We start from the raw sequence: 22372 nt of genomic DNA, 5'->3' as shown, positions 1-22372 counted from the left end.
GGGGGCCGCGACAGGGCTCCCCCCATCACAGGGGACTGCCAGGGGAGAAGATGACCGACGGACCCGAGCCCGACCCGCGTGATCCGCAAGTCCTCGTCGTCGGCGCCGGCCCGGTCGGCCTGACCGTCGCACACGAGCTGGCCCGCCGCGGTGTGCGCGTCCACCTGATCGACGCCGCCGCCGGCCCCGCGCCGACCAGCCGCGCCGTGGCCACCCACGCCCGCACCCTGGAGATCTACGATCAGATGGGTGTCCTCGGGGCGATGCTCGAGCACGGCCGCCGGATGCAGGCGTTCAGCATGCACAGCAACGGTGCCCAACTCGTCCGCCTGGGCGCCGAGTACCGCTCGACCCCGACCCGCTTCCCCTTCACCCTGCTGCTCGAGCAGGCGGGCACCGAGCGCGTGCTGCGCCAGGCCGTGGTCGACCGAGGCGTCACCGTGCACTGGGGGACGCGACTGATGGCGCTGGAACAGCACGAGGGCGGCGTCGACGCGGAGCTGCAGCTCCAGGACGGCACCAGCACCCGTCTGCGCGTCCCCTGGCTCGTCGGCTGCGACGGCGGCCACAGCACCGTCAGGAAACTGCTGAAGCTGCCCCTGATCGGCGACTCGACCGAAACCTGGCTGATCGCGGACGCCGACGTCGACATGAACGTCCCCCAGGACAGCATCCACTGGATCCACGTCGAGGGCGGGACGGTCATGGCGGTCCCCTTCGCGACCCCTGGCAAGTGGCGGCTCCTGGACACCACCGTGCAGTCGGACGCGGGCCACCCCGAGCAGGTCGCCGAGCGGTTCTCCCGCAAGCTGACCAAGGGCCTGGGCACCCGCGCCGCCGTCAAGACCCCCTCGTGGGTGTCGGTGTTCACCATTCAGCAGCGCATGATCCAGACCATGCGGGTCCGCCGCTGCTTCGTCGCGGGGGACGCCGCCCACGTGCACAGCCCGGCCTCCGGACAGGGCCTCAACACCGGCATCCAGGAGGCCTTCAACCTGTCGTGGAAACTCGCGATGGTCATCCACGGCCACGCGCACGACGCCCTGCTCGACAGCTACTCGGCCGAGCGCGTCCCGATCGGCGGCGAACTGCTGGAGACCACCCGCACCGCCACCCGCCTGGTCGCGCTCAAGAGCGCGGTCGCCGCAGCGGCCATGCCGGTGGCCTTCGCGGTCATCCGCCGCGTACCGGCCATTCGACGTCGGATCGAGGGCAAAGTCATCGGCCGCATGTCGGCCCTCCTCGTCGGCTACCCGGACAGCCCTCTGACACAGCCGGTGCAAGCCGGCCCGTCCGCACACCCCGCGCCCGGGGAGCGCGTCACCGCCGTGAGCGCCGACACCGCCGAAGGCGACCCCGGGTGGTCCGCCTTCGCCCGCCAGCTCCGGGATCCGCGCTGGACGCTCCTCGCCTTCACCGAGCGTCCGGGCGAGACGGAGGCCCCCCGCTGGCTGCGGGACCTCGCCGACCGCCAGCAGGGGTGGCTCTCGGTGCGAGTCGTCACGCCCTCGACGCCCGCGCACCTCGGCACGGCCTCCGCCTACGAGGCGCTGGCAACGTCCCTGCAGATCACCGATCACACGCCCCGGCCGCTCACGGGGCCGGCGGCCGTACGGGTCGAACTGCCCCGGTCGGCCGGCGACGCGCTGCCCGACCCGTACGGAACGCTCGCGGACGGACTCGGCATTCGAGGCCAGGGATGGCTCCTGATCCGCCCCGATGCCTACCTCGCAGCCCGCGGCGACCGGCTGGACGCCGACGCCGTGCACGCGGCGCTGGCCGCACTGCCGCTGACCCCCGCTCCTTGACCCCGGTCGAGGCCAACACCGAATCCGAGCCGACTGAAGGACAACCCGTGCCTGAGCAGATTGCGAACCCGGCCGTCGTGACCACGATCCACCGAGGCACCGCGGCCGCGCCCCCCGAGTTCCTGTTCGACGTCGTCGCCGCGGTGGAGAACTGGCCCCAGTTCTTCGCCGCCGCGGTCCACGCCGAGTACCTGGAGGCCGGTGAGGGCACCGACGTCGTCCGGCGTTGGTTCCTCACGCCCGACCAGGGACGGGTGGTGGTCCGCACCTCCCGACGGCACCTCGACCGCTCAGCGATGAGGATCACCCTTGAGGACGTCGAGCCGCAGGCCCCCCGTGCCGCCTCTCGCGTCGAATGGCTGTTCACCAAGAGCGCCGACGGGTCCGACGTCGAGGTCCGCCACGAACTGACCCTCTCGGACGGCACCACCGAGGAAACCCGGGCCGCGGTCCTCGCCGACCTCGAGCGCAACGCTGCCGCCCAACTCGACGCCGTCCTCGACCAGGGGAACCGCCGCGAGCTCCTCGATCAGCTGGTGCTGTCCTTCGAGGACCCCCTCTTCGTCGCCGGGCGCGCCGAGGACGCCTACGAGGTCCTCAACGAGGCCGACAAGTGGCCGGAGCGCATCGCTCACGTCTCCCAGCTCACCATGACCGAGGACGAGCCCGGCATCCAGTTCTTCGACATGGAGACCAGCACCCCCGACGGCGTCCCGCACAGCACCCGCTCGGTCCGCGTCTGCCTGCCCCCGCGGCTGATCGTCTACAAGCAGATCAAGCTGCCGCCGCTGCTGGACGCCCACACCGGCCACTGGCGCTTCACCCGGACCCCCGAGGGGATCATCGTCTCGGCCCGCCACACCGTCACCATCAAGCCGAGCGCCCTGGGCATCCTCGGAGAGGGGACCACGATCCAGGACGCCCGCAACTACCTGCGCAACGTCCTGAGCGCCAACAGCATGAAGAACCTCCAGCTGTCCAAGGCGTTCGCCGAGGGCCGAGCCCGTGCCTGAGCCGGCGACGACACCCGACCGGCTCGACGGTCTCGTACGGGCGGCCGCACAGACCGTGCCCCACCGCATCGCCCTGCGCGACAAGGACACCCAACTGTCCTACGCCGAACTGGACGCGCGCATATCGCGCTGCGCGGGCGTCGTACGCGACCGCTGGCAGGCCGCAGGCAGCGTCGTCGCCCTGGTCGCAGCACTCGACCCGGCGTTCGCCGTCGCCTACTACGGGATCGTGCGCGGCGGTGCCAGCGTCGCCATCGTCAACGCGCACCTGCGCGGCGAGAACCTCGCCCACGTGCTGCGGCTGTCGGGCGCCCGGATCGCGATCGTCACCCCCCAGATGCGCGACCGGATCCAAGAGGCCCGCCGGTGGATCCCCGAGCTGACGGAGGTGCTCCTGACCCGCGGCGGCGCCACCGGCTCCGGAATCGCCGGCCCGGAGTGCCTCGACGACCTCATAGCCGGCCACCCGCCCGTCGAGCCCAGCCCTCCGGCCGACGCGGACGACATAGCGTGCATCCAATTCACCAGCGGCACGACGGGACCGGCCAAGGGCGTCATGCTCTCCCACCGGAACCTGGTCACCAATGCCCGCCAGGTGGCCGGTGCGCACCGGCTCGACGGTGACGCCGTGATGCTCAACCACCTCCCGTCCTTCCACCCGATGCACCTCAACGCGGGCGTCGCCGCCATGGCGACGCACGTGCTCTGCGCGTCCGAGGACGGCGCGGACGCCATCGACGAGGCCAACAACCACGGTGCGACGCACTTCTACAGCCTCCCGGTGCGCCTGGCCCGACTCGCGGCAGACCCGCGGCTCCCCGAACTTCGGCTCGCGACCGCGCGGACCATCCTCTCGGGGGGCTCCGCACTCGCCCCGGCCGCCGCCGAAACCCTGTCAGCCCACTTCGGCCTCGCAGTGGTCCAGGGATACGGGCTTGCGGAGACGTCTCCACTGACCCACGGAGACCTGCCCGAGCACCCCACCCCCGGCTCCGTGGGCCCGACGGTCGAGGACACGGAATGCCGGACCGTCGACGTGGACACCCGTCGGCCGCTGCCCCCCGGCGAGCGCGGGGAGGTGCAGGTACGCGGTCCCCAGGTGATGCTCGGATACCTCGCCGGCGTCGAAAGCCCGATCGACTCCGAGGGATGGCTGTCCACCGGAGACATCGGCTACATCGGGGACGACGGAGTGCTGTTCCTCGTGGACCGCCTCAAGGACGTCTTCAAGTGCGACAACTGGCTGGTGTCGCCCAGCGAGGTCGAAGCGGTCCTCGCCCGCCACCACGACGTCGCGGACTGCGCCGTCGTCGACGTCCCCGATCCCTTCCGCGGTGCCGTGGCCCACGCCTTCGTCGTCCCCCGCTCGCCCGGTACGGACCTCGGTCGCGTCCTCGCCGACACCAACGCAGAACTCGCCGAGTTCGAGCAGCTCCACGGCATCGACGCCATCGACGCCATTCCGCGTTCCCCGAACGGCAAGATCCTGCGACGCGACCTGCGCGCACGGGCCCAGCACACCCCCGACTAGAGGAGTCCGCCATGGTGACCGTCATCAACAAGCTCACCGTCATCGGAGAGGCCGACGAGTTCGAGCGCTCCATCTCCGCCATCACCGACTTCATGAAGCAGCAGCCCGGCTTCGTGTCCCACCAGCTCTACCGCTCCCGCAACAACCCCGAGGTGTACGTGGAGACCGCCCAGTGGACGGCGCCGGAACTGCACCGGGCGGCGATGACGGCTGACGCCTTCCGCAAGCTGGTCGTCGGCCTGGGCAAGGTCGCCAAGGCCGAACCGGACGTGTTCGACACCGTCGCCGAGTAGCCGCGAGTGGCAGGGAGGGGCCCGCGGCTGCCGCCGCGGGCCCCTCCCTGCCGAGGTTTCTGCTCGCGCGGGCACTGGGGAGGATCAGGACCATGGCCACTGCTGTGATGTTCGACTTCTCGGGCACCCTGTTCCGGGTCGAGACCGCGACCGCCTGGCTCGACGCCGCACTGGACGCCGTCGGGGCGACCCTCACGGCCCCGGAGCGGGTGGGGTGGGCGAGCTCGCTCGAACGGGCGGGCGCGTTGCCCGGGGGAGCCTGGCCGCAGGCCGTCCCTCCCCACCTGGTCGAGGTGTGGCAGGAGCGGGATCTGGACCTGGAGCGCCACCGAGCCGCGTACACCGGGCTGGCGCAGAGCGTCGGCCCCCTCCCGCACCCCGACCTCGCGGCCGCGCTGTACGAGCGCCACATGGCACCGCAGGCGTGGCACGCCTACCCGGACACGCACAGCACGCTCACCGAGCTGCGCCGCCGGGGGGTGCCGGTCGCCGTCGTCAGCAACATCGCGTGGGACCTCAGGCCGGTCTTCCGCCACCACGGCCTGGAGGCCGCCGTCGACGCCTTCGTCCTCTCCTTCGAGCACCACAGGCAGAAGCCGGATCCGGAACTGTTCCGCGCGGCCTGCGAGCAGCTCGGCAGGGAGCCGGAGGACATCGTCATGGTCGGCGACGACGCCACCGCTGACGGCGGCGCCACAGCATTGGGCTGCACGTTCCTGCAGGTGCGGCATGCGCCCACCGTCGAGCGGCCCAACGCCCTGACCGCGGTGCTGGACCTGCTCGACCGATGAGCGCATCGAGGCTTTCGCGACCTGCTCAGGGCATGTCGTCCCGCGTGACGACCCGCTGGCTGATCCGCAGCGCGCCCTCCTCGCGGACCAGCAGGTCCTCGCACACGCACGTCCGGTGCAGCCGCGGTTCCTGGCCCGCGGTCGTGGCGAACACCAGGGCGTAGCAGCGCACCTTGACGGACCCGTCGGTCTGCGCGTCGACGGAGACCATGCCGTGCCAGTGCCGGTGCTGCTCGTTCGCGGCCGCCAGCTTGGCGTGTGCGTCCCTGGCCGCGGCGGCGAGCGCCGCCCGGCCCCGGACCGGCGCCGGCAGTGTCTGCGGGTGGAACCAGCCGTCCGCGGTGAAGTCCGCCGCCCAGGCCTCCGCGGCACCCGAGTCGAGGCGCTGCAGGTGGGCGGCGTAGAACTGCTCCACCTCCGCGCGCAGTGCGGCGAATTCCAGGGGACCGAGCTGCTGAACGGTCATGTCTCTGTTCTCCTTGGGAAGAGTGAGCGGGCGGGACGGCAGCGTCAGGTGTCCAGCAGGGCCACGGCACGGGTCCAACCGGCCCCCGCACCCGTGATCCGCACGGGGAAGCAGCTCACCGTGAACCCGAACGGCTCCGGGAGGGCGGCCAGGTTCGCGAGCCGTTCGATCTGGCAGTACTCGCGCTCGCGCCCGGCGAAGTGGGCCGGCCACAGCACCGAGGCGTCGCCGCTCTCCTGGAAGCGCTTGATCATGTGGCCGAAGGGTGCGTCCAGGCTGAAGGCATCCGTGCCGATCACCCGGATGCCCAGGTCGAGCAGGTAGTGCACCGCGGACGCGTCCAGGCCCGTGAACGAGGTGAAGTACTCCGGCGTCCCGGCCAGTTGGTCCGCCCCCGTCCGCAGCATCACGATGTCCAGCGGCCGGGGCCGGTAGCCGATCCGGTCCAGTTCCTTCGCCAGGTGATCGGCGGACACGGCTCCGGTCCCGGAACCACTGATGTCCAGGACCACCCCGGGACGCTGGAACCAGTCCAGGGGCATCTGGTCGATGTGGCGGGGCTCGCCGTAGGAAGCCCGGCTCCCGTAGTGGGACGGGGCATCCACGTGCGTGCCCGTGTGCGAGGTCAGCGTCAGGGTGTCGATGGACAGCAGTTCGTGGTCCGGGAGCACGGCAGGGTCGAAGTCCACCCCGAAGTGCTCCCGCATCTCCGAACTCATGTGGCGGGCGCCCTCGGCCGGAGTCATGATCTCGTGGACCACCGGCTCCGGCTCCCACTTGGACGCGTCTATCGGTGTGGACAGGTCGATCACGCGCATGATGGCGCTCCTCGTCGGGATGGGCTGCTCAGGAGGTGAAGAGATCCGTGCGCAGCGGCACGGGGCTGCTTCCGTACGCGATGCGGGCCGTGATCTTCGTGCCGATGGGAGTCCGGCCGACGATCCGGGCCACGACGGGCCGCAGGCGCGCCTCGAGCCCGCCGCGCGCGAGCATCATGCGGCTCTGCATGACCTGGAACTTCATGACGGCGTCGATGGCCGGCCGACGCCCGGTTTCGTAGGCGCGCAGGTGCTCGGCCGCGAAGCTCCCCCCGCGGACCGCCGCGGTGAGGACCGGGTGCAGCAGCGCCGCGTCCTGGATGGCGAGGTTGATCCCCTGGGCGCCCAGCGGGCTGTGGGTGTGGGCGGCATCACCGATCAGCACCAGCCCGTCCTGCACCCAGGTGTCGGCGCATCCCGCGAACACGTCCAGCAGCGTGAGGTCGTTCGCGGACTCCAACGCGGCGCGCACGGCGTCCGCGTACTGCGGGAGGGCCTGCACGATCTCCTCGCGGGCCCGAGCGAAGACGGCGTCCTTGCTTCCCGCGAACGAGCGGTGCGGCAAGGTCCAGCCGATCTGCACGGAGTCCGGCCAGGACGGGTACACCAGCACGGGGTTGCCCCGGGAACGGACGACGGAGACTTCCCGCGCCCCGGACGCCGCACCGGCGCTGCCGATGGGCACCTTCAGCCACAGGACGTCGAAGTCGAAGGCCTCCAACCTCCCCGCCTGGATCCCGGCGAGCTGACGCACCTTGGAGTACCGGCCGTCCGCGCCGACCACGCAGCCGGCGTTCACCCGCGTCCCGCCGTCCGGCGACCTCGTGGTCAGCCCGGTGGTCCTTCCTTCGTGCCGCTGCAGGGAACCCACGCGGTGGCCGGGCAGGTAGGTGAAGCCCGGGAGCTTCTCGCAGTGCGCCAGCAGCTCCTCGAGGAGGTGCTGCTGCGGGATGCTCAGCAGCTGGTTGTACGGGGCCTCCAGGCGCCGGTAGTCGATGTCCAGCAGAGTGCGCCGCCCCTCGCGGAGCCGGAAGCGGTCCAGCGGGTAGCCACCGCGAGCCATCGCTCCGGACAGGACACCGAGGCCGTCCAGGAGCTCCATGCCGCCGGGCTGCAGGATCTCGCCCCGGAACTCGCGCCCGTGAAGGGCGGACCGTTCGACCAGGGTGACCGTCAGCCCGGACCTGAGCAGGAGGAGGGAGAGGGTCAGTCCTGCGGGACCCGCGCCCACGACGCAGACGTCGGAGCTGATCACGGTCAACCCACCAGTCCCAGGCCGCCGTCGACGGTGATCACTTGTCCGCGCAGCCAGAACGCCTCGTCGGCGCAGAGCAGCGCGACCGCGTCGGCGATGTCGTCAGGACGCGTCAACCGCCCGGCCGGCGTCCGGGCGGCCAGGGCGGCGGAGACCGGATCGGTGGCGTCGCCGCGGTCCATCCGTGCGGTGGACACCGCGTTCACGGCCACGCCCGCCGGTGCCAGGGCGACCGCCAGGTAGCGGACCAGGCTCTCCAGCGCCGCCTTGGCCAGGCCCAGGCTCACGTAGGCGGGCACCACGCGGTTGGCGCCCGCGCTGGAGACGGCGATGACCCTCCCCCCCTGGGGGCGCATGACCGCGGGCAGGGTCGCCGCGGCGTGGATGAGGGGGGCCACGGCCACCTCGTAGTCCTGGTGCATCTCCTGCGACCGCGGTTCCACGGTCGGCATCCGGTGGAGCGAGACCGCGCAGTGGACCAGGATGTCGACCTGGCCGTGCTTGTCGGCGAGACCTCGCAGCAACTCGGGAAGGACACCGGGTCGTGAAACGTCACCCGGTGCCGCTGTCACATCGCAGCCCGGTGCACGCAGTTCGGCGGCCGCCGCCCCAGCCGTCCCGGCGTCGCGGGCATTGAGGTAGACCGTGCAACCTGACGCCGCGAGTTTGCGCACGACGGCCCGTCCAAGGCCTCGGCTCGCTCCGGTCACCAGGGCGACGCGCCCGTCCAAGCGCAGCTCGGTCGGCTTCATCGCGTCTGGGCCGCGTTCACCAGTTGCAGCAGCAGCCGGGGCGTTTTGGCGTCGTTGACGTCATCGTCCGACAGGGTCACCCCGTACTCCCGCTCCAGTCGGCTGGCGGTCTCGAGCATCGCCAGGGAGTCGTAGCCGATCGCGGAGAACGGGGTGTCCATCAGCTCGGACACCGGCTGGTCGAGCTCGATCCGCCCGGCTCCCTCCGCGAACACCCGGAACAGGTCCTCTATGAATACTTCACGCATCTCTGCCTCAGCTCTTCAGCTCAAAGGGGGAAGGGACGCAGCCCACGGCGGTGGGCGCCCGTCTCAACGGGGCGCGCGCACGACGAGAGCCGCGTTGAAGCCGCCCTCACCGCGGGCCAGGACGAGCGCGGCAGCCAGCGGTCGGCGGCGTGGCCCGCCGATGACGAGGTCGACGCCCAGGCGCACCGGGGGAGCGGGGACGTTGGTGGTCGGCGGGATGACCCCGTCGCGCAGCGCGAGCAGGGCGGTGGCGACGTCCAGTGCCCCGCCGCCGGCGTTCAGGCGGCCGGTCATCGTCTTGGGAACGGTGACCGGGACGCTGTGCGGGCCGAACACGGCTGCGATCGCCTCGGCCTCGTCCAGGTCCGGCGCGGGGAGTCCGGCCCCGTCGGCGAAGACCACGTCGATGTCCCTGGGGGCCAGGTGCGCGTCGGCGAGGGCGAGGTCGATGGCACGGCGCAGTCCGGAGGCGCGCCCCGATCCGCGCTTCGGGTCGAAGGTGGCCGCGTACCCGGCGATCTCGCCGTACACCTTCGGCGCGTGGCGCGACGTCGCGCTCTCGATGTCCTCCACGACCAGGAGCGCTCCGCCCTCGCCGGCCACGGCCCCGTCGGCGTCGGGCGCGAACGGCCGGTAGGCCCGCGCGGGGTCCTGACTGCGCGACAGTCGGCCTCCGGAGGCGACGGCCGCCCAACCCCACGGGCACAGCGACGCGTCGACACCGCCAGCGATCATGTACTTGGCCCCGGACCGCAGGTTGCGGCGCGCCTGCGCCAGTGCGTCAAGGCCTCCGGCCTGCTCGGTGACCAGGACGCCGCTGGGGCCGCGCATGCCGTGCCGGATGGAGATCTGACCGGTGTTCACCGCGTAGAACCAGGCGAATGACTGGTACGCACTCACATGGCCGGGCCCCTTGCTCCAGAGGTTCTCCAGCTCGCGCTGGCCGAACTCGAAACCGCCCGAACCGCTGGCGGTGACGACGCCCATCTCGTACTCGGGCAGGCCGGTGGGATCCAGCGCCGCGTCCCCCAGCGCCCACTCCGTGATGGTCAGCGCGATCTGGGTCACCCGGTCGGTCTGCGGCAGCAGGCGGTCGGGCAGGTGCGCGGCCCCGTCGAAGTCGGGCAGCTCCCCTGCCAGCACGGATGGATAGGCGTCGGGGACGAACCGGGTGATGCGCCCGATGCCGCTGCGCCCCTCCAGGACCGAGGCCCAGTAGTCCTCGGTGCCCAGCCCGTTGGGCGCTGCGATGCCCAGTCCGGTCACCACGGCGGTCGGCCTCGTGCTCATCGGGTGCTCCTGGCCTCGGGTCGGCTGAGGATCATCGCGCTCTGGAACCCGCCGAAGCCGCTGCCGACCGTCAGCACCGTGTCGAGGCGGGCCTCCCGGGCAGTCAGCGGTACGTAGTCCAGGTCGCACTCCGGGTCCGCTTCGTGCAGGTTCGCGGTGGGTGGGATCACCCCGTGCTCGATGGCCAGGGCGCAGGCCGCGATCTCCAGCGAGCCGACGGCCCCCAGCGAGTGTCCGATCATGGACTTGATCGAGCTGACCGGCACCCGGTAGGCGTGGTCACCCAGGCTGCGCTTGAAGGCCGCGGTCTCGTGCCGGTCGTTCTGCTTGGTGCCGGATCCGTGGGCGTTGACGTAGCTGACGTCCTCGGGGTTCTTGCGGGCCATGCCGAGCGCGGTGGTGATCGCCTCGCCGAGTTCCCTGCCGTCGGGGCGCAGGCCGGTCATGTGGAACGCGTTGGCGCGGGTGGCCGTGCCGGTGATCTCGGCGTAGATGTGGGCGCCGCGGGCCTCGGCGCGCGAGCGCTCCTCGAGAACGAAGACGGCAGCGCCTTCGCCCAGGACGAAGCCGTTGCGGCTCGCGTCGAACGGACGTGAGGCGTGAGCGGGGTCGTCGTTGCGCGGGGTCGTCGCGCGGATGGCGTCGAAGCACGCGACCGTGATCGGCGAAATGGGCGCGTCCGTGGCGCCGGCCACCATGACGTCGGCGGATCCCTCATTGATGAGTTCGACTGCGCGGGAAACGGCGTCGATACCCGACGTGCATCCGGTGGAAACGACGGAGGCAGGGCCTTCGGCGCCCACCCTCCAGGCGACCTCCACGGCGAGGGAGCTCGGGACGAGATACCCGAAGAGATGCGGGGCCGCGTATGCGAAGTCGATTTCCCCGCCGCCGCCGCTGACGACGACGTACTCCTCCTCTAGACCCATGGTGCAACCCACCGCGCTGCCGATGACGACACCGGTGCGCTCGGCCAGGGAATCGCTGATCGAAATCCCGCTGTCCGCGACCGCCTCCGATGCCGCTACGACAGCGAACTGAGCTGCCCGGTCCATCCGGCGGACTTCTTGCGGGGTGAGCCCCTCGATCTTCGGATCGAAGTCGCATTCGGCGGCGATGCGTGATCGGAACGGGGACGGATCGAAGAACGTTATGCCGCGCGTCGCGGTACGGCCTTCGCTGATCAGCTTCCAGAACTCTGCTGTTCCGCGGCCTCCTGGGGCGATGACCCCGATACCGGTTATAACGGTGCTCCGCACCACCATGCCTCCCGTCTCAGCCGGCATCCGTGCCGCTGTTTCAGAGTCGGATCGGCCGCTCGAACACCACTCGAGTGATGGACGAATCCGAGGTTTCGCATAGGTGTGCAGCGGGGCGGACCAACTGGCCGAAAATGACCCTCATTCAGCGGGGGGGTGGCGAACCAATGAGAGGCTGTGACTCGCTCCGCGGAGTGGTCCGAATATTTGAGAAGCGAAGTGTGCGTCGAGCGGGTGCCTGCAGTGTGCGATCCGGGTGAAGGATGAGATCGCCCACGGCTTGTCATGGCACGGGCCCCGAAAGTGAGGTATCTTGCTTGAAGTCGGCCGGAGAATCGGATCAAGTCGAAGGGGCGGGGCCCGTGCCATTGCTTTAGAAGTTGCCCAAAAGGGTCCAACTTCTTATTTTGCCACCGAACTACTGCCCATCGGGGAAGGCGGAAAGCGAGATGGAAGCGCGGGTTCTTGGGCCGGTATCTCTCACGGCCGACGGCCGCACGGTCATGCCGAGCGCGCGGAAGACGAAGCAGGTGCTCGCGCTGCTCCTGCTCAACGCGAACCACCTGGTCTCGGTCCCGACGTTCATCGAGGAGCTCTGGGACGACAAGCCGCCGGCCAGCGCGATGACGACCCTGCAGACCTACGTCTTTCAACTGCGCCGCATGATCGCCGAAGCCGTCCCGGGCGTCGGTCCCAAAGAGATCCTCGCCACCACTCTCAACGGCTACGTGCTCCACGTCCCCCCGGACTGCCTCGACCTCAACCGCTACGAGCAGGCCCGGACGCTGGGCCTGCGGCAGTACGCCGCCGGCCGGCTCCACGAGGCGGCCCACAGCCTGCGGACGGCCCTCGGGACGTGGAGCGGGCCGGCCCTGGCCGACGTCAAGACCGGCAGGCGCCTGGACAGCGAGGTCGTCCGCCTGCACGAGTCCCGTCTGACCGCCTACGAGACGTGCCTCGACGCCGAACTCGCCACCGGAGCCCACGCGACCCTCATCAGCGAGCTGACCGGCCTCACCTCGCAACACCCCATGCACGAGCCCTTCCACCGCCAGCTGATGCTGGCTCTGTACCGGGCCAGTCGCAGGCCGGACGCCCTGAGCGCGTTCCAGCGCCTGCGCACCACCCTGGTCAACGAGTTGGGGCTGGAGCCGTCGCGTGAGGTCCAGATGCTCCACCAGTCGATCCTCTCCGCCGACCCCGCGCTGGACCACGACCAGGTGCTCGTCCCGCGCTGATCGGTGTCAGGGCGGGGGGGGGGGGGGGGGCGCGGGGGGGGGGGGGCGGGGCCGCCCCCCGCGCGGGCGCGCCCCCCCCCCGCGGGGCGCGGCCCCCCCCCCCCCCCCCCCCCCCGCCCCCCCCCCCGTGCCCCACCACCCGGGGGTCTCCCGGGGGGGGGGGGGGTCGGGCCGGCGGGGGGGGGGCCCGGGGGCGGCGGGGGGGGGCCCCCCCCCCGCGCCGGCCCTGACACCCGCACAGGGCGCCGAGTCAGCAGACACTCACCCCGCCGTCGACACGCACGACCGATCCGGTCAGGTATCCGGCCCCGGGGCCGCAGACCGTGTGGATCCACCAGGCGATCTCCTCCGGCTGCGCTGCGCGCCCCAATGGGATGCGCTGGTAGTCGCGCTTGGCGGACAGCGTCTCCTCCGACAGGCCGGACTTGGCCAGGGCGTTCGTCTCGGTCACTCCCGGCGCGACGGACACGACCCGGATGCCCCGTGCGGCGACCTCCCGTGCCCATGTCCGGGTGAGGAAGTCCAGGGCCACCTTCGTGCTTCCGTACAGCGAATTGGCCGGCCACCCGCGCTCCGCGGGGTTGGAGGTGACGTTGACGACGACCGAGCCGGGGCCCAGGTGGGCGAGCGCGGCCTGGGTCAGGAAGACCGGACCCAGCAGGTTCGTCCCGAGCTGTTGGACGGCGAGGTCCCGATCGATCTCCCCGAGCACCGCCGGCCTGGTGATGCCGGCGTTGTTGACCAGGACGTCGATGCCGCCGAACTCCCTGACGGCCGCCTGAACGATTGCCTGCGGCGCGTCGGCGGTCGACACGTCAGCCACGAAAGTCCGGATGCGGGGGCGCCCGTGCGCGGTCTCCTCCAGGGCGTCCCCCGTCCTGCCGACGATCAGGACCTGCGCCCCCTCGTCGGCGAACAGCCTCGCAGTGGCCCTGCCGATCCCAGAGCCGCCGCCCGTGATCACCACGGTCCGGCGGCCCTGGTCGGCTGCGCGGTCGTTCACGCCTGGGACGGGACGACGGAGGGGGTCGGGTTCGGCAGGATGAAGCGCCCGCCCTTCGCGAGGAAGGCCTGCTCCTTCTTCAGGATCTCCTCGCTGTAGTTCCACGCGAGCAGGAGGTAGTAGTCGACCTCGTCGACCGCCACCTCGCTCGGTGCCCTCACCGGAATGTGCGTGCCCGGCAGCACCTTGCCCTGCTTGAACTCGGTGGTGTCCGAGCAGAACTCGAGGTCGTCCAGGCCGAGCCCGCAGGCGTTCAGCAGCGTGTTGCCCTTGGCCGGCGCGCCGTACCCGACGATCCGCTTGCCGTCGGCACGCAGACCCCGGATGAGCGACACCAACTCCTCCTTGATCGACGCGAAGTTCAGGGCGAACTGCTCGTAGGTTCCGTCCTTGTCCAGGCCGAACGCGCGCTCGCCCGCGATGAGCTCCTCCACGATCGGACGGGTTGCCCAGGTGCCGTCGGCCAGGCCGGCGAACACCAGGATCGACCCGCCGTGCACCGGGAGCCGCTCCACGTCGACGATCTTCAGACCGTGGCGCTCGAAGAGGGTCGCCAGGGTGCCCACGCCGAAGTACGACAGGTGCTCGTGGTAGATCGTGTCGAACTCGTTGCGCTGCAGCATGTCCACCACGTACGGCACCTCGATGGCGAACAGGCCGTCGGGGTCCAGCATGCTCCGGACGCCCTCGACCACGCCTGAGATGTCGTCGATGTGCGCGAACACGTGCCGGCCCAGGATCAGCCGGGGCGCCCCGTACTTCTCCTTGACCGAGGCGGCGGTCTCGACCGAGAAGAAGTCGGGAAGCGTCTCGACGCCCCGACGGCGTGCCACCTCCACGATGTTGAGCGCAGGGTCGATGCCGAGCGTGCGGATGCCGGCCTTCTGGAACGCCTTCAGCTGCGAACCCGTGTTGCTGCCGATCTCGACGACGAAGCTGCCGGCCGTCACACCGAACCGGTCCCCGCAGATCTCGACGACGCGCTGCATGTGCTTCGTCATCATCTCGGAGTCCGACGTGGTGTACGGGTAGGTCCGGTAGAGCACCTCCGGATCGACCACGTGGGTCAGACTCATCAAGCGGCACGACCTGCAGCAGATGACACCGAGGGGATAGCGCGGTTCGGCGTCGTACGAGTCGGACGGCTCGAGGAAGCTGTCAGCCAGCGGGAGGTCCCCGAAGGAGACGACCGGCTGCCAGTCCTGCCCGCCGCACACTCGGCAGGTCGTGACCTGTGTCGCGTTGCCCGTCGAAGTCATGTGATGGCCTTTCTCGTTGCTGTTGAGGTGGGCGGCTGCAAGGCGGTGCGCAGGGCGGACGTGGCGACCCGCTCCACGAGCTGTGCCTGATGCAGGAGGTCATCGGTGCAGGACACGGTGTCGCCGGAGTGGATGGCCGCAGCGAACGCCCCGAGCATCGCGTCGAACTGCCGGTCCGGAGCCAGGTGGTGAATGGTGCTGTGCCCGCCCCGGGTCAGCCGCATCACCGGTTGGAGGTCGTCCGGCGCGCTGTAGGCCCGCTCGAGGGTGATCGTCCCCTCGGACCCCCACAGGGTGTAGCCGCAGCGGTAGGAGTGGACGAACCCGAACGCGAGCTGGGCGGTGACGCCCTCCGGTGTCGTGAGCAGCGCGGCGCCGGCGACGTCGACGCCGCGCTCGCCGTCCGTGCGCAGGACGGCTCCGGCCACGTCCAGGGCGTCGCCGAGCAGCAGGCGGGCAGCGCGGATCGGATAGACACCGGCGTCGAAGAGGGCGCCTCCGCCCAGCTCCGGGAGGTAGCGGATGTCGTCGGCGGGGAGCGGCGGGAAGGCGAACTCGGCGGACATGCCGCGCAGTTCGCCGATCGCCCCCTCGGCCAGGAGGGTGCGTACGTGCGCCTGTTGCGAGTGACGCACGAAGCCGAAGTTCTCCATCAGGACCAAGCCGCGTTCACGCGCCAGGGCCACCAGCGCGGCGGCTTCCGCGGCGGTGGAGCACGCCGGCTTCTCCACCAGGACGTGCAGCCCCGCCTCGAGGCTCGCGCGGGCCCACGGGGCGTGCAGCGCCGCGGGCAGCGGGATGTACACCGCGTCGAGATCGTCGCGGGACAAGAGCTCCTCGTAGCCGGTGACCGGCTGGCAGGCGAACTTCCGAGCGAAGGCCTCCGCCTTCCGCGCCGTCCGGCTGGCCACGGCCCGGAGCGTGAAGTCCCCCACCCTCGTCAGTGCCGGAAGCGTGCGGCGTCCGGCGATCTCCGCGCACCCGAGGACCCCGAGGCGGATGGGTCGCGCGGCCCCTGTTCCCACCGACGCCCTCACCAGATCGACTGCAGGCAGGCGATCAGGCTGCGCGCCTGGACGTTGACGTAGTGGCTGTGCTGCAGCAGCGCCACGAGCTGCCCGACGGTCATCCACCGGAAATCCTCGTGCGGAGGGACCTCGTGGTCGACTTCCACCACCATGTAGCGGCTCAGCACCTGGTAGAACCGCCCGCCCTCCTCGGACTGGGTGACGCCGTACCGGACCTGGTCCGGCGACGCGGAGAGGATCTCCTTCAGGTAGGGCTGGTACCCGGCCGTCAGGGGGGAGCCGTCGCTGTCGGGGATGAACTGGACGGTGGGACCCAGCTCGATCGCGTCGGCGAACCCCGGTTCCACGCCGGCGTGGACGAGGACGTGGACCACGCCTTCGATCCGCCTGGCCAGGAAGGCGATGGTGCCCTCGGCCCGGGTCCGCAGAAGCGGCTGAGTCCACTGGGTGACTTCGCGGCTCCGCGCGCTCACCGACACCGCGACGATGCTGAAGTCGTTGCCGGACTCGTGCCGGATCTCATCGCGGGTGGTGACCCACCCTTCGATCGCGCCCAGGGGGATCCGTTCGCTCACCAGGTCCGCCCGCGCCTTGACGTCGGTGAACCAGCGCAGCAGCTCCGGCAGGTCGTGCGCGGCCGGCGCGTCGCCGCGGAGCGACGCCAGCAGGGCCGCCCCGAAGGGGCTCGCGCCACCGGGCGGCGCCGCCTCGCTCGCCGCGTCGAGGGGGATGCAGGCCAGCACCGTGCGGGTGTCCATGTTCACCAGGTCCTCCGCCTGGAGCAGGTGCCGCACCTGGCCGATGGTCAGCCAGCAGTAGTCCTCGTGCTCCGGGACGTCCTCGGTCACCTCGACGACCATGTTGCGGTTCCGCTTGCGGAAGAACCACGACCCGTGCTCGGACAGCAGCACGTCCACGAGGACCCGGCCCTGCCGGGGACCGGTGAAGTACTCCAGGTACCGCACGGCGCCGCCGCGGTGCACCCCGGTGTAGTTGCTGCGAGTCGCCTGGACGGTGGGGGAGAGCTGGAAGCCCTGGGCGTTGCCCGGTTCGGCCTTCGCCTGCATCAGACAGTGCAGAACTCCGTCGATCTCCTTCACGAGGATCCCGAGAAATCCGATCTCCGGCTGGTTCATGATCGGCTGGTCCCAGGTGGCGGCCCCGTCGCCCCCGAGCCTTGCGCGCACTCCCTCGACCGAGAAGAAGCGCCCGGTCTCGTGCACCAGGTTCCCGGTGCCGGGTTCGAATCCCCACCGTTTCAGGTCCGCGAGGGGAATCAGCTCCACGTCCATGCGGACCGCCTCGCGGCGCTGGGCGAGCCACTGCCAGAACTCGTCCATCGACAAGGACCCGTCCGTCTCCCGCGCGGAGGCGGCGAAGCGGGCACGGTCCGCGATGCCAGTGACCCCGGCAGTACGGTGAGGGCTCACGAATGCCTGGGACAATGGGATCTCCGTCGCGTCGAACTGAGGTGTCCTGCCGGTCCCGAGCTTCGAATCGGACGGTAGAGGCAGGCTCGAACCGCGCTCTAAGGTGGCGTCGTCCCGGATGCTGGATGAGCCTTCGAGCGGACTTCGACCGATGCGGCACACGGTGACCGCGTGGAGTTTCGAAAGCTTGGACGCAGCGGCCTGTCCGTGAGCGAGATCGTCTACGGGAACCTTCTGTATCCCCAGGACGACACCCCCGACGAGACGGTCCTGGCATGCATCCGGGGCGCTCGGGACGCGGGCGTGACGACCTTCGACACCGCCGACATCTACGGCATGTTTCGCTCGGAGAGCCTCCTCGGGCGCGCCCTGGCCGGAGAGCCCAGGGAAGAGCTCGTCCTGTGCACCAAGGTCGGCATGCCCACCGCCGGCGGCCCCAACGGACGCGGCCTGTCCCGCAAGCACGTACTGGAGTCGGTGGACGGGTCGCTGCGCCGGCTGCGCGTGGACCACATCGACGTCTACACCGCCCACCGGTACGACCCGGACACACCGCTCGAGGAGGTCATGTGGACCTTCTCCGAGCTGGTGCGCGCCGGGAAGGTCCTCTACGTGGGGATGTCCGAATGGCCGGTGGAGTCCATCGTCGAGGCCGCCGCGCTCGCTCGGGAACTCCACGTGCCGCTGGTGAGCCACATGCCCCGCTACTCGATGCTGTGGCGTGTTCCGGAGGCCGAGGTCTTCAAGACCTGCGACGACCTCGGCATCGGCCAGATCAGCTACTTCACCCTCGAACAGGGCGTGCTGACCGGCAAGTACCTCCCCGGGGCCGACCGGCCGGCCGGATCGCGGGGCACGGCCCTCAAGGGCGGCCGCGGTCCGCTGATGCGGCGTTGGCTCGATGCCGACGACGCGCTCACCCGGGTCCAGGAGCTGGCACCACTGGCCGGGGAAGCGGGACTGAGCATGGCGCAGCTGGCCATCGCCTGGGTGCTGCAGCACGCGAGCGTCGCCGGTGCGGTGATCGGGGCATCGGGCCCCGAGCAGCTGCGCCACAACGCCCAGGCGTCGGGATGCCGGCTCGATGCGGACCTGATGGCCCGCATCGACCAGGTCCTGGGCGCCGACCTCATCGTGCACAGCGAATGAAGCCGCAGCCGATCGGAAGGACGTAGGGCTGATGCGGGTACTGTTCACCACTTTCCCCTGGCACTCGCACCACTTCCCGATGGTCCCGATCGAGCAGGCATGCCTGGCCGCGGGCCACGAAGTACGAGTGGCCAGCACACCGGCCCTGCAACCCATCGCGGCCGCCTCGGGTCTGCCCTTCGTCCCGGTCGGACGCGACGTGAACCTGGCCGCGCTGTCCAACGACCGCAGCCGCGCCGCCTGGCACCGCCAGGAGCGCTGGCCCCAGGACTGGCCGATCCACCCCGAGCTGCTCAACGACGACCAGTTCGCGATGATCGAGAACCTCGGACGGATGCAGGCCGTCATGGCGGACGCCATGCTGGACGACCTGCTGGAGTACGCGCGCGCGTGGCGCCCGGACCTCGTCGTCCACGATGCCGTCACCCTCGCCGGACCCGTGGTCGCCTCCGCGCTCGGCATCCCCAGCGTCAGCCATCTGTGGGGCACACCCGGCCCCCAGAGGATCGAGATGCGTCGCTTCGGATCCGAGCCCATCCCCGAATACGCCGCACTGTACGAACGCGTCGGGGCTCCGCTGCGCGCCGAACCGACCGCCTGGCTCGACCCCTGCGCCCCCGGGACGAGGTACGAGATCGGCCCGACCTGCCGACAGGTGCGCTACGTCCCCTACAACGGTCCCGGAGTGATGCCGCTGTGGCCGCTCGAGCCGCGACGCGGCACCCGGATCTGCGTCACCTGGGGAGCGACCAGCACCGCCCTGCGCGGAGACTCCGTGCTCGACCTGGTGTCCCAGTGCATCCGAGCGGCGACCAGCATGGCCGACGAGGTCGTGGTCGCCGTCACCGACAGGGCCGTCGAGGGCCTCAAGCCCGTGCTCGCCGACGATCGCGTCCGCCTCGCGACGAACCTCCCCCTGCACCTCTTCATGGGCACCTGCGACCTGGTCGTCCACCACGGCGGTGCCGGCACCAGCCTGACCGCCGCCCTCGCCGGAGTTCCCCAGCTGGCGATCACCGCCCGGCCGGAGCCCTCCGTCAACGGTGCGCGCCTGGCCGCTGCCGGAGCCGCCCAGCACTTCCTGACCCACGAAGTGCCCGCGGGAGAAGACGGCGTCCGCCTCCTGCGCGGTGAGATCGCCGAGCTGATGGGTTTTCCCGGCTACCGATCCGCCGCCAGGGAACTCGCGCAGGGCATCCTCGCGCAGCCCACGCCTGCGGCGACCGTGGCGGAGCTCGAGTCCGTCGCCCGCGGCGGGCAGCCGCTCCCCTCCGCGGTCCCCCTCGTGCACCACTAAGACCCAAGGAGACGGAGATCGTGCGAGTTCTGGTAGTCACTTCCCCCTGGCCCACCCACTACTTCGTGATGCAGCCCCTGGCCGGCGCCTTTCGCGCGGCCGGCCACGAGGTCCTGATCGCGGCGCAGGCCTCCATGAGCGACCTCGTGACCCGGTCGGGCCTGCCCATGGTGGCCATCGACGGCGACGTGGACCTGGTCGGGATCCGTCGGCGGACCCTGTCCCGGGAACTGCAGGCGCGCGAGAAGCCGGCCCAGGCCGCGGGGGGCGAAGGCAACGAGGTCTTCGACTCCTGGCGCGAGGCGACGCTCTCGAACCTGGACAGCGTCGTGGAGTTCGCCGGCGCCTGGCTGCCCGACCTCATCGTTGCCGACACCATGAGCCCCGCGGGCCTGGTCGCCGCCCGTGTCCTGGGCATCCCGGGCATCCGACACCTGTGGGGGTGGGACTTCCTCGGGTCGGTCGAGGGCGAGAAGCTCCTGTCGGTCCTGCCCGGCTTCTACGAGCCCTACGAGCGCTACGGCCTGAAGGTCACCGGTGACCCCGCGACCCGAACTGTCGACCCGTGCCCGCCGAGCCTGCAACCGCCGGGTTCGCCGACCCGGATCTCGATGCAGTACGTCCCCTACAACGGTCCCGGCAGCGTCCCCTCCGGGCTCCCGCCACGCGCCGAGGGGCGCCCCCGCATCTGCCTCACGTGGGGCCGGTCCATCACCCGGATCATCGGCGACAAGGCGTTCCTCCTCCCGCAGATCATCCGAGCCGTCGACGGGATCGACGCGGACTTCGTGGTGGCGATCGACCCCGCGGACCGTGACGGCCTCGGCGAACTCCCGCCCAACGTGGTGGCGCTCGACGCCCCGCCCCTGCACCTGCTGCTCGACACCTGCGACGCGATCGTCCACCAGGGCGGTTCGGGAACGGTCTACAACGCGATCCGCTACGGCCTGCCGCAGCTCGCGATCACGCACATGGCCGACCAGGACAACATCTCAGCGGCCCTGGAGAAGAGCGGCGCCGGGATCCACCTGCGGAGCGAGGAAGCGACCGCGGAAGCCATCCGCCGGGCGGTCGCGCGACTCGTCGACGACAGCGGGATCGCCCACGCGGCCGCCCGGCTCCGTGCCGAGATGCTGTCCCAGCCCGCTCCCGCCCAGGTCGTCGCGGAACTCGAACAGCTCGCCGCGTCGGCCAGCCGACCGCGGGACTGACCCGGAGTCGGCCGCCCGCCGTCAGCCCCAGCGGGCGGCCAACTCCTCGGCCACCACGATCGGCAGAGGCCGCCCCTCCTGTTCGGCGGCGACCTCCGCCGCCCGCGCCCGCCACGAATCGTCTCCGAGCAGATCGCCGAGAGCCTCCGTCACCGTGTCGGCGCTCAGGGCCGAAGGCTCGATGCAGATCCCCAGGCCTGCGGCAGCCACCCGCCTCGCGTGCTCAGGGGCGTCGGCGACCGGCAGCTCGACGACCAGCTGCGGAACCGCTGCCGCCGTGGACATCATCGTGACCCCGGCGCCGCCGTAGTGCAGCACCGCCGCGCACGCCGGCACGACCAGGTCCATCGGCAGCCAGCCGGCCGCCACCACGCCCGGGGGCACGGGCGACAGCTGTGCCGCGGTGGCCCGGTCCGTCGCGATCGCCACGTCGACACCGAGCGTCGGCACGATCTCCGCCAAGCGCGAGGTGAGGTCGAGCATCCCCTCCGGGTTCACCTTCGGCAGGATGCTCCCGAACGTCAGGCACACCAACGGCCGATGCCGCGGCTCGTCCAGCCACTTGGGCAGCATCGCAGGGCCGGCGACCGACACGTACCGCATCGCTGTCGCGGACACCCCCTTCCGCTGAAGGCTCGGCGAACAGAAATCCAGGCGCTCGTCGGGAACCGGCAGGCTGCCCAGTCCGAGCCGTTCCAGCTCCGGTGCCAACTCCTCCTGCGCTCCCACCGCGAACAGCGGATCCGGCCAGACGCCCCAAGCGTGCTCGACCACCGGAATGCCCCGTCGGGCCGCAGCCAGACGCCCCGCGTACTCGACCGGGTCGACGACGACGAGATCCGGCTTCCAGCCGGAGACGATGCGACTCATCCCGTCCAACAGGTGCGCGCCCAGCCTGCCCCAGCCACGTCCGCTGCGCAGCACCCGCTCCTCGGCATCGCCGTGGTACGGCACCGGGCGTCCCTGCCGGTCGCGGCCCATCACGGCTTTGAAGTCGACAGCGGGGAGCGACGCCACCGGCAGCCCGCGTTCGCAGACCTGACCGGCGAAGTCCTCGCTGGCCGCGGCCAGCACCTCGTGGCCGGCGGCGCGCAGCGCCCAGGCGAGCGGAACCATCGGGTTGAAGTGCCCGAGCATGGGGGTGCTGCACAGCAGGACGCGCATGAGACATCCCTTGCGTGGTGCGTCGGGTGCGGGGCGCCAGGCGCTTCGCCGGATGGGAGAAGGCTCCCC

The 22372-nt window shown here is 71.1% G+C and carries 21 protein-coding genes; 9 read left to right on the top strand and 12 right to left on the bottom strand.

The genetic code is table 11. The features are described 5' to 3' along the window. The first annotated feature begins 50 nt into the window (after positions 1–50). The 5 genes from ACFY00_RS33655 (at position 51) to ACFY00_RS33635 (ending at position 5436) form a co-directional block, all read left to right on the top strand. Complete coding sequence (locus ACFY00_RS33655) at positions 51–1808, top strand: FAD-dependent oxidoreductase (protein ID WP_388036843.1); 1758 nt, start codon at positions 51–53, stop codon at positions 1806–1808. Positions 1809–1855: 47 nt separating this feature from the next. After that, entirely contained in the window at positions 1856–2821 is a 966-nt protein-coding gene (locus tag ACFY00_RS33650) for an SRPBCC family protein (RefSeq protein WP_388036840.1), read from the top strand. Next, a complete protein-coding gene (locus tag ACFY00_RS33645; protein WP_388036838.1) occupies positions 2814–4352 on the top strand; it encodes a class I adenylate-forming enzyme family protein in 1539 nt (512 codons plus the stop codon). Before ACFY00_RS33650 ends, ACFY00_RS33645 begins: the two co-directional genes overlap by 8 nt. A gap of 11 nt (positions 4353–4363) precedes the next feature. Then, positions 4364–4645, top strand: a complete 282-nt coding sequence (locus ACFY00_RS33640) for an antibiotic biosynthesis monooxygenase (RefSeq protein ID WP_285740045.1) — start codon at positions 4364–4366, stop codon at positions 4643–4645. Between the two features lie 92 nt (positions 4646–4737). Continuing rightward, entirely contained in the window at positions 4738–5436 is a 699-nt protein-coding gene (locus ACFY00_RS33635) for an HAD family hydrolase (RefSeq protein WP_388036835.1), read from the top strand. A 25-nt stretch (positions 5437–5461) separates the two neighbouring features. On the opposite strand, the gene ACFY00_RS33630 is transcribed toward ACFY00_RS33635, so the two are convergent. From ACFY00_RS33630 to ACFY00_RS33600, 7 genes are all read right to left on the bottom strand, one after another. Further along, on the bottom strand, positions 5462–5902 hold the full coding sequence (locus ACFY00_RS33630) for a nuclear transport factor 2 family protein (RefSeq protein ID WP_388036832.1): 441 nt from the start codon (positions 5900–5902) through the stop codon (positions 5462–5464). A 44-nt stretch (positions 5903–5946) separates the two neighbouring features. Further along, on the bottom strand, positions 5947–6720 hold the full coding sequence (locus tag ACFY00_RS33625; protein WP_285740042.1) for a cyclase family protein: 774 nt from the start codon (positions 6718–6720) through the stop codon (positions 5947–5949). A 28-nt stretch (positions 6721–6748) separates the two neighbouring features. After that, positions 6749–7975, bottom strand: a complete 1227-nt coding sequence (locus tag ACFY00_RS33620) for an FAD-dependent monooxygenase (protein WP_388036829.1) — start codon at positions 7973–7975, stop codon at positions 6749–6751. 2 nt (positions 7976–7977) lie between these two features. Continuing rightward, the gene (locus tag ACFY00_RS33615; protein WP_388036827.1) at positions 7978–8727 is read right to left on the bottom strand and encodes an SDR family NAD(P)-dependent oxidoreductase; all 750 of its coding nucleotides are present in this window, start codon (positions 8725–8727) and stop codon (positions 7978–7980) included. Next, positions 8724–8975, bottom strand: coding sequence for an acyl carrier protein (locus ACFY00_RS33610; protein WP_285740039.1), 252 nt, complete (start codon positions 8973–8975; stop codon positions 8724–8726). Before ACFY00_RS33610 ends, ACFY00_RS33615 begins: the two co-directional genes overlap by 4 nt. 63 nt (positions 8976–9038) lie before the next feature. Further along, positions 9039–10265 (bottom strand): ketosynthase chain-length factor, encoded by a 1227-nt coding sequence (locus ACFY00_RS33605; protein ID WP_388036825.1) that lies wholly within the window; start codon positions 10263–10265, stop codon positions 9039–9041. Next, complete coding sequence (locus tag ACFY00_RS33600; RefSeq protein ID WP_388036822.1) at positions 10262–11530, bottom strand: beta-ketoacyl-[acyl-carrier-protein] synthase family protein; 1269 nt, start codon at positions 11528–11530, stop codon at positions 10262–10264. Before ACFY00_RS33600 ends, ACFY00_RS33605 begins: the two co-directional genes overlap by 4 nt. Before the next feature lie 497 nt (positions 11531–12027). Between ACFY00_RS33600 and ACFY00_RS33595 the strand changes: the two genes are divergently transcribed. Further along, the gene (locus ACFY00_RS33595) at positions 12028–12762 is read left to right on the top strand and encodes a BTAD domain-containing putative transcriptional regulator (RefSeq protein WP_388036819.1); all 735 of its coding nucleotides are present in this window, start codon (positions 12028–12030) and stop codon (positions 12760–12762) included. Between the two features lie 250 nt (positions 12763–13012). Here ACFY00_RS33595 and ACFY00_RS33590 read toward each other — a convergent pair whose 3' ends face one another. Genes ACFY00_RS33590 through ACFY00_RS33575 form a run of 4 tightly spaced genes read right to left on the bottom strand, consistent with a single transcriptional unit; the run spans position 13013 to position 17392 of the window. Next, positions 13013–13765, bottom strand: coding sequence for an SDR family NAD(P)-dependent oxidoreductase (locus ACFY00_RS33590; RefSeq protein WP_388036817.1), 753 nt, complete (start codon positions 13763–13765; stop codon positions 13013–13015). Next, positions 13762–15024: a class I SAM-dependent methyltransferase gene (locus tag ACFY00_RS33585; protein ID WP_285740035.1), complete on the bottom strand. Its 1263-nt coding sequence runs from the start codon at positions 15022–15024 to the stop codon at positions 13762–13764. The genes ACFY00_RS33590 and ACFY00_RS33585 overlap by 4 nt, the downstream gene beginning before the upstream one ends. After that, positions 15021–16049 (bottom strand): Gfo/Idh/MocA family protein, encoded by a 1029-nt coding sequence (locus tag ACFY00_RS33580; RefSeq protein WP_388036889.1) that lies wholly within the window; start codon positions 16047–16049, stop codon positions 15021–15023. Before ACFY00_RS33580 ends, ACFY00_RS33585 begins: the two co-directional genes overlap by 4 nt. A gap of 8 nt (positions 16050–16057) precedes the next feature. Next, positions 16058–17392: an NDP-hexose 2,3-dehydratase family protein gene (locus ACFY00_RS33575; protein ID WP_388036887.1), complete on the bottom strand. Its 1335-nt coding sequence runs from the start codon at positions 17390–17392 to the stop codon at positions 16058–16060. A 297-nt stretch (positions 17393–17689) separates the two neighbouring features. Here ACFY00_RS33575 and ACFY00_RS33570 point away from each other — a divergent pair, with 297 nt between their 5' ends. Genes ACFY00_RS33570 through ACFY00_RS33560 form a run of 3 tightly spaced genes read left to right on the top strand, consistent with a single transcriptional unit; the run spans position 17690 to position 21139 of the window. After that, positions 17690–18631, top strand: coding sequence for an aldo/keto reductase (locus tag ACFY00_RS33570; RefSeq protein WP_388036814.1), 942 nt, complete (start codon positions 17690–17692; stop codon positions 18629–18631). Positions 18632–18662: 31 nt separating this feature from the next. Next, positions 18663–19928: a nucleotide disphospho-sugar-binding domain-containing protein gene (locus tag ACFY00_RS33565; protein ID WP_388036813.1), complete on the top strand. Its 1266-nt coding sequence runs from the start codon at positions 18663–18665 to the stop codon at positions 19926–19928. Positions 19929–19948: 20 nt separating this feature from the next. After that, positions 19949–21139 (top strand): nucleotide disphospho-sugar-binding domain-containing protein, encoded by a 1191-nt coding sequence (locus tag ACFY00_RS33560; RefSeq protein WP_388036810.1) that lies wholly within the window; start codon positions 19949–19951, stop codon positions 21137–21139. Between the two features lie 21 nt (positions 21140–21160). On the opposite strand, the gene ACFY00_RS33555 is transcribed toward ACFY00_RS33560, so the two are convergent. Beyond that, on the bottom strand, positions 21161–22303 hold the full coding sequence (locus ACFY00_RS33555; RefSeq protein WP_388036807.1) for a glycosyltransferase: 1143 nt from the start codon (positions 22301–22303) through the stop codon (positions 21161–21163). Between the last annotated feature and the right edge of the window lie 69 nt (positions 22304–22372).

It is taken from the genome of Kitasatospora sp. NPDC001540 (assembly GCF_042894345.1).
In the GTDB taxonomy this organism is placed as follows: domain Bacteria; phylum Actinomycetota; class Actinomycetes; order Streptomycetales; family Streptomycetaceae; genus Kitasatospora; species Kitasatospora phosalacinea_C.
This window is presented reverse-complemented; position numbering and strand designations above follow the sequence as displayed.